The 7,640-nt window shown below is 69.4% G+C and carries 5 protein-coding genes and 1 pseudogene; 3 read left to right on the top strand and 3 right to left on the bottom strand.

Annotation, left to right across the window (positions count from 1 at the left end; all coding sequences use genetic code 11):
* Both VFX99_RS16920 and pknB read left to right on the top strand, forming a co-directional pair.
* Nucleotides 1-519 (top strand): annotated as a pseudogene (locus VFX99_RS16920) (peptidoglycan-binding protein LysM); the annotation flags it as partial.
* A gap of 93 nt (nt 520-612) precedes the next feature.
* A complete protein-coding gene (pknB, locus tag VFX99_RS16915) occupies nt 613-2,553 on the top strand; it encodes a Stk1 family PASTA domain-containing Ser/Thr kinase (RefSeq protein WP_329667460.1) in 1,941 nt (646 codons plus the stop codon).
* A gap of 16 nt (nt 2,554-2,569) precedes the next feature.
* On the opposite strand, the gene VFX99_RS16910 is transcribed toward pknB, so the two are convergent.
* The 3 genes from VFX99_RS16910 to VFX99_RS16900 are packed head-to-tail and all read right to left on the bottom strand — an operon-like array spanning nt 2,570 to nt 5,614.
* The gene (locus VFX99_RS16910) at nt 2,570-3,907 is read right to left on the bottom strand and encodes a class II 3-deoxy-7-phosphoheptulonate synthase (RefSeq protein WP_329667459.1); all 1,338 of its coding nucleotides are present in this window, start codon (nt 3,905-3,907) and stop codon (nt 2,570-2,572) included.
* Between the two features lie 60 nt (nt 3,908-3,967).
* Nucleotides 3,968-4,660 carry a lysophospholipid acyltransferase family protein gene (locus VFX99_RS16905; RefSeq protein WP_329667458.1) on the bottom strand — a complete coding sequence of 231 codons (693 nt, stop codon included), beginning with the start codon at nt 4,658-4,660 and terminating at the stop codon, nt 3,968-3,970.
* A gap of 3 nt (nt 4,661-4,663) precedes the next feature.
* Entirely contained in the window at nt 4,664-5,614 is a 951-nt protein-coding gene (locus VFX99_RS16900) for an ROK family glucokinase (protein ID WP_329667457.1), read from the bottom strand.
* Nucleotides 5,615-5,896: 282 nt separating this feature from the next.
* On the opposite strand from VFX99_RS16900, the gene VFX99_RS16895 reads away from it, so the two are divergent.
* On the top strand, nt 5,897-7,640 hold a 1,744-nt coding region (locus tag VFX99_RS16895), incomplete at its 3' end, for an AMP-dependent synthetase/ligase (RefSeq protein ID WP_329667456.1).

The raw sequence follows: 7,640 nt of genomic DNA, 5'->3' as shown, positions 1-7,640 counted from the left end.
GGGCTGAGCCGCTCATCGATCATCTACCCGGGACAGGCCGTCGCCATTCCGGCCGCGGCATCCGTCATTCTCGTGTCGAACACCACTCCGGCCGAGACCGCTCCCACGACCGAGCTCGACGCCGAGCAGGTCGCCAACGCGCAGATCGTCATCAGCGTCGGCCGAGAACTCGGTGTGCCCGATCGCGGCATCGCGGTCGCGCTCGGCACCGCGATGCAGGAGTCGTGGCTGCGCAACCTCGACTGGGGCGACCGCGACTCGCTCGGCCTGTTCCAGCAGCGGCCGAGCGCGGGTTGGGGCACGGAAGGGGCGGTCAGCGATGCGGCGCACGCCGCGCGGGCGTTCTACGGCGGGCCATCCGATCCGAACGGCCACATCACCCAGGGACTTCTGGACATCGCCGGTTGGGAAAGCCTCCCGTTCGCGGACGCCGCCCAGGCGGTGCAGATCTCCGCGTATCCGGACCGGTACGCGCAGTGGGAGCAGCCGGCGTTCGCCTGGCTCGCGCTGCACGGCTGATGCCCCGCAGAGGCGCCGGAGCCCGCGGACGGCCGGTCAGGCCGTGGTGAGGCGCTCCGCGGGCTCGCAGGCACCCGTCCGTAGACTCGGAGCGTGAGCACGAGTCAGCAGGCCGACCCGCTGATCGGACGTCTGGTTGACGGCCGATACCGGGTGCGCGCGCGCATCGCGCGCGGCGGCATGGCGACCGTCTACGTCGCGACCGACCTTCGCCTGGAGCGACGGATCGCGCTCAAGGTGATGCACGGGCACCTGAGCGACGACACCGTGTTCCAGAGCCGATTCATCCAGGAGGCGCGGGCGGCGGCCCGCCTCGCGGACCCCCACGTGGTGAACGTCTTCGACCAGGGTCAGGACGGCGACATGGCCTACCTGGTCATGGAGTACCTCCCGGGCATCACCCTGCGCGAGCTGCTGCGCGAACAGCGTCGTCTCACGGTGCCGCAGACCGTCACCATCATGGACGCGATCCTGTCGGGGCTCGCCGCAGCCCACCGCGCCGGCATCGTCCACCGCGACGTCAAGCCCGAGAACGTGCTCCTCGCCGAGGACGGGCGCATCAAGATCGGCGACTTCGGGCTCGCGCGCGCCACCACCGCGAACACCGCGACCGGCGCCCAGCTGCTCGGCACGATCGCATACCTCGCGCCCGAGCTCGTCACGCGGGGCATGGCGGACGCGCGCAGCGACATCTACTCGCTGGGCATCATGCTCTACGAGATGCTGGTCGGCGAGCAGCCGTACAAGGGCGAGCAGCCGATGCAGATCGCCTTCCAGCACGCCACCGACTCAGTCCCCCGCCCGAGCGCGAAGAACCCCGGGGTTCCGGAGCAGCTCGACGAGCTCGTCCTGTGGGCGACCGAGAAGTCGCCCGACGACCGGCCGAACGACGCGAAGGAGATGCTCGACCGCCTGCGCGAGATCGAGCACGAGCTGGGCATCGCACCGCAGGTTGCCCGCACGATCTCGGCCGGCATCATCCGGGACGAGAGCAGCGGCACCGGCGACGTGACTCAGGTGCTGCCCTCGACGATGACCGGGCCGACCACCGCAGTCGACGACGTCGACAATGCGACGCGGCTGCGCACGGCGACCAAGCGCCGCGCGGTCCGCGGCGGCTGGGTCATCGCGCTCGTGATCGTGCTCGCCGCGCTCGCCGCCGGAGCCGGCTGGTGGTTCGGGTCGGGTCCCGGCTCGCAGGTCCCGGTTCCGGATGTCGCGGGCCGCAGCTTCGCGGAGGCGCAGCAGATCCTGGCGGAGCAGTCGCTGCAGGCAGTCCAGAAGGACGTGTTCGATCGCGAGGTCCCGCCGGGCGTCGTCGTCGGCACCGATCCCCCGTCCGGCTCGCGGCTCGATCCCGCCTCCAGCGTCGACGTCCTCGTGTCACAGGGACCGGAGCCCCGGGAGGTGCAGGGGCTCGAGGGGGTCTCGGCGGGTGATGCCCGCGGCATCCTGCTCGGACTCAACCTGCTGGTCGCCGAGCCGGATCAGGAGTTCTTCACCGACGCCCCCGAGGGTGCAGTCATCGCGGTCGCGATCACTCCACGAGCCGGGGGGGACCCCGTCGACTGCACGCAGGGATGCACCGCGCTCGAGGGCGACACCGCGACACTCTCGGTCTCGGTGGGTGCGCTGCCGGATGTGAGCGGCCGGGATGTCGAGTCCGCGACCGAGGAACTCGCTGACGTGAACCTCTCGGTGGCCGGCACTGCAGAGGAGTTCAGCGATGACTTCGACGCCGGCGAGGTCATCTACGTCGCCGATCGTGAGGGAGGTGGCAGCTGGCGGCCGGGCGACTCGGTGACGCTGGTGGTATCGGCCGGTCCCCCGCTGTTCGCCGTCCCGAACATCGTGGGACTCACCCGAGACCAGGCGAAGGCCGCGCTCACGGAGGCGGGCTTCGACTACGAGTACGCGACGCTGTGGGATGCGGTGCTCGACGAGATCACCGAGGTCGAGTCGCAGGTGCCCGCGGCCGGCACCGAGCATCCTCGCGGCACGGTGGTGTCGTTCCGGATCAACGGCGCGTTCTGAGTCGCGCGGGCTGGAGTCAGCGCTTGTCGAGCTCCTCGGCAACCAGGAAGGCGAGCTCCAGACTCTGCATGTGATTCAGGCGCGGGTCGCACAGCGACTCGTAACGAGTCGCAAGCGTCGCCTCGTCGATCATCTCCGAGCCGCCGAGGCACTCGGTGACGTCGTCGCCGGTCAGCTCCACGTGGATGCCGCCGGGGTGCGTGCCGACCGCGCGATGCGCGTCGAAGAACCCGCGCACCTCGTCGACGACGTCGTCGAACCGACGCGTCTTGTATCCGGTCGGCGTGGTGATGCCGTTGCCGTGCATCGGGTCGGTCACCCACAGCGGGTTCGCACCCGAGTTGCGGACGGCCTCGAGCAGCGGCGGCAGCGCGTCGCGGATCTTGCCCGCGCCCATGCGCGTGATGAAGGTCAGCCGGCCGGGCTCGCGCTCAGGATCGAGCTTGTCGATGAGCTGGAGGGCGGTCTCGGGCGTGGTCGTCGGCCCGAGTTTGACGCCGATCGGGTTGCGGATCTTCGAGAAGTAGTCGACGTGCGCGCCGTCGAGGTCGCGGGTGCGCTCGCCGATCCAGACGAAGTGCGCCGACGTGTTGTACGGCGTGCCGGTGCGCGAGTCGATCCGCGTCATCGGCCGTTCGTAGTCCATCAGCAGGCCCTCGTGGCCGGTGTAGAACTCGACGCGGCGCAGCTCGTCGAAGTCGGCGCCGGCCGCCTCCATGAACTTGATGGCGCGGTCGATGTCGTGCGCGAGCCGCTCGTAGGCCTGATTGGCGGGGTTCTCCGCGAAACCCTTGTTCCAGCTGTGCACCTCGCGCAGGTCGGCGAAGCCGCCCTGGGTGAAGGCGCGGATCAGATTGATCGTCGATGCGGCCGTGTGGTAGCCCTTGAGCAGGCGGGCCGGATCGGCGCGACGCGAGCCCTCGGTGAAGTCGAAGCCGTTGACGATGTCGCCGCGGTAGGCGGGCAGCGTGACGTCGCCGCGCGTCTCGGTGTCGCTCGAGCGGGGCTTGGCGAACTGCCCGGCCATGCGGCCCATCTTCACGATGGGCATCGAGGCGCCGTAGGTCAGCACGACCGCCATTTGCAGCACTGTCTTGATGCGGTTGCGGATCTGCTCGGCGGTAGCGCCGGCGAACGTCTCGGCGCAGTCGCCGCCCTGCAGCAGGAACGCCCGACCGGATGCCGCCCGCGCGAGCTGATCGCGCAGGTTGTCGACCTCGCCGGCGAAGACCAGGGGTGGCAGCGTCGCGATCTCAGCGGAGACGGCCGCAACAGCATCCGCGTCATACCAGACGGGCTGCTGCTTGATCGGCAGAGTCCGCCAGTGGTCGAGTGCGTCAAGCTGCTGGAGCATCCGGCCAGTCTAACGGCGCGAGGTTGCCGTGCGGACGCGGGCCACTCCCCCGCCGAGCGCTCAGCGCGCCGGCGGAGCGGGCGCGCGGTCCTTCACCGTGGACGCGTAGACGTCGTCGTACGTCTGCTCGCCGAGGCGCTGCAGCGCGACCATGATCTCGTCGGTCACCGAGCGCAGGATGTAGCGGTCGCCCTCCATGCCGGCGAAGCGGGAGAAGTCGAGCGGCTCTCCGATCACGACTCCCACACGACCGACATGAGGGATGCTGCGCCCGATGGGCATGATGGCGTCGGTGTCGACCATCACGACGGGCACGACCGGCACGTGCGCCTCGAGCGCCATCCGTGCGATGCCCGTGCGGCCGCGGTACAGCCGGCCGTCGGGGCTGCGTGTGCCCTCGGGGTAGATGCCGAGGAGGTCACCCCGGCCGAGCACGCTCAGTCCGGTGTTCAGCGACGCCTCGGATGCCTTGCCGCCCGAGCGATCGATCGGCAGCTGGCCGGTGGCCTTCATGAACATGCGGGTCGCCCAGCCCCTGATGCCCTTGCCGGTGAAGTAGTCGCTCTTGGCGAGGAAGGACATCGGCCGGTCGATCATCAGCGGGAGGAAGATCGAATCCGACACCGACAGGTGGTTGCTCGCGAGGATCGCGGCACCCTCGGTGGGGATGTTCCGGCGGCCGACGATCCACGGCCGGAAGATCGCCTTGACGAGCGGCCCGATCACGACGTACTTCATGAGCCAGTAGAACATCGCCTATGCGCTCCCTGCGGCCGTGCCTGCGATGGCGAGGTCCGCCGCGCCGATGAGCCCCGCGTCGTTGCCGAGCTCTGCGATCGCGAAGTCCGCGATGGGACGATCGCCATAGCCCGGCAGCGACGTCTCGTACGCGATCCGCACCGGCCGCAGGAGGTCGTCGCCGAGCTGGGCGACGCCGCCCCCGATGACGAAGAGCTCGGGATCGAGGACGGCCTGGAATCCTCCGCAGGCTTCGCCGAGCGCCGTTGCGACCCGTCGGAGCGCCTCCACGGCTCCGGCGTCGCCGGCCAGGACGAGACGCGAGATCGCGTGGCCGCCGAGCGTCCCCTTCTCGTCGCGGACGGCAGCCAATTCGGCGCCGATTCCGCCGGCATCCGCGATCGCATTCGCCTCGCGCTGCAGGGCGCGCCCGGACGCATACTGCTCCAGGCATCCGTTTTGTCCGCACCCGCACCGCAGCCCGTCGCGGATGAACCGGATGTGGCCCAGCTCCCCCGCGATCCCGTGCCCGCCGCGGTACAGTGCGCCGCTCGCGATGACGGCTCCACCGACGCCCGTGCCCATCGTGAGCATCACCATGTCGTCGACATCGCGACCGGCGCCGAAACGGAACTCGGCCCAGCCGGCGGCGTTCGCGTCGTTCTCGATCGTGACCGGAGCGTCGATGCGCCGCTCCAGCAGAGCTTTGAGCGGCTCATCACGCCATGCGATGTTCGGTGCGTGGATGACGCTCGCGCGCTCCTTGTCGACGAAGCCGGCAGCGGCGACACCTACGGCCGCGACATCATGAGCGGCACTGAAATGGCGCGCCATCTCGACGACGGCATCTGCGAGAGCGCGCGTGTCGACCGGGGTGTCGACGCGCAGCTGCTCGACGATGCGCCCGTCGGCATCCACGACCCCTCCGGCGATCTTGGTCCCACCGATGTCGATCCCGACCTTCAGCACGGCACACCTTTCCGGCCGGCGCAGCGCGCGGCGCGGTGCAGTCTAGTGGCGTGCGTCAGCGCGCCGGGGGTTTGGGGTGGAACCCCATCAAGGGCGTGCGTCAGCGCGCCGGGGGTTTGGGGTGGAACCCCATTGAGGGCGTGCGTCAGCGCGCCGGGGGTTTGGGGTGGAACCCCATCAAGGGCGTGCGTCAGCCCGGCACTCCCCGGTGGAGGCCCCGCCGCTCCGATACACTCGGAGCAGGATCTACCCGAGAACGTGATCGGTACCGAAGGAGTTGCCGTGGTTCAATTCGAAGTCCCTGCGATCGTCCCCGCTGACCCGCAGGCGAACGTCACCGACCTCCTGGTCGACCGGGTGAAGGCGACGCCGCAGCTGGCGCTGTTCGCCGTCCCGGACGGCGAGGGCTGGCGGGACATCACGGCGGCCGAGTTCCACAAGCAGGTCGTCGCCCTGGCCAAGGGCTTCGTCGCTGCTGGGATCGATCCCGGCGACAAAGTCGGGTTCATCGCGCGGACCACCTACGACTGGACCCTCGTCGATTTCGCCCTGTTCTTCGCCGGCGCCGTCATGGTGCCGATCTACGAGACCAGCTCGCCCGCTCAGATCGCCTGGAACCTGACCGACTCGGGCGCCATCGCCTGCGTCGCGGAGTCGGGCGACCATTCCGCGCGGATCGACGAGATCCGCGCCGAGGTGCCGCTCGTGCGCTCGGTGTGGGAGATGCAGCGCGGCGATCTCGACAAGCTCGTCGAGCAGGGGAAGGCCGTCACCGACGAGGAGATCGAGCGTCGTCGCAACCTGGCCGACGGCGCCGACATCGCGACGCTCATCTACACATCGGGCTCGACCGGCAGGCCGAAGGGCTGCGTGCTCACGCACAGCAACTTCGTCGAACTCGTCCGCAACTCGTCGAAGGCGCTGAGCGAGGTCGTCGAGACGCCCGGGGCCTCGACCCTGCTGTTCATCACGACCGCGCACATCTTCGCGCGCTTCATCTCGATCCTCGACATCCACGCGGGAGTCAAGACGGGTCACCAGCCCGACACGAAGCAGCTGCTGCCGGCGCTGGGTTCGTTCAAGCCGACGTTCCTGCTCGCCGTTCCCCGCGTGTTCGAGAAGGTGTACAACTCCGCGGAGCAGAAGGCCGAGGCAGGGGGCAAGGGCAAGATCTTCCGCTCGGCCGCCCACACCGCGATCGAGCACTCGACGCTGCTGCAGAACGGCAAGAAGATCCCGCTCGGCATGAAGATCAAGTTCGCCCTGTTCGACCGGCTCGTATACAGCAAGCTCCGCGCCGCGATGGGCGGTAACGTCGTGTACGCGGTGTCGGGCTCCGCGCCCCTCGGTCCGCGGCTGGGCCACTTCTTCCACAGCCTGGGTGTGGTGATCCTCGAGGGCTACGGCCTCACCGAGACGACCGCGCCGGCCACCGTGAACCTCGCGACGAAGTCGAAGATCGGCACGGTCGGGCCGGCGCTGCCCGGCGTCGGGGTCCGCCTCGCGGATGACGGAGAGATCCAGGTCCGCGGCATCAACGTCTTCAAGGAGTACTGGCGCAACCCGGAGGCGACCGCCGCCACGTTCGACGGCGACTGGTTCAAGACGGGCGACATCGGGGCGTTCGACTCGGAGGGCTTCCTCACGATCACCGGCCGCAAGAAGGAGATCATCGTCACGGCGGGCGGGAAGAACGTCGCGCCCGCCGCGCTCGAAGACCCGATCCGCGCCAACCCGATCGTCGGGCAGGTCGTCGTCGTCGGAGACAAGCGGCCGTTCATCTCGGCGCTCGTCACGCTCGACCCCGAGATGCTCCCCGTGTGGCTGAACAACAACGACGAGGACGCCGGGATGAGCCTCGAGGAGGCGTGCGCCAACGCGGCCGTCCTCGCCGAGGTGCAGCGGGCGATCGACCACGCGAACAAGTTCGTCTCGCGCGCCGAGTCCATCCGCAAGTTCACGATCCTCCCCAGCGAGTGGACCGAGGCCAGCGGACACCTCACGCCGAAGATGAGCATCAAGCGCA

This window comes from Microbacterium sp. (assembly GCF_036277215.1).
In the GTDB taxonomy this organism is placed as follows: Bacteria; Actinomycetota; Actinomycetes; order Actinomycetales; family Microbacteriaceae; genus Microbacterium.
Note: the sequence above shows the minus strand (reverse complement) of the source record. Positions and strands in the feature narration are given on the sequence as shown.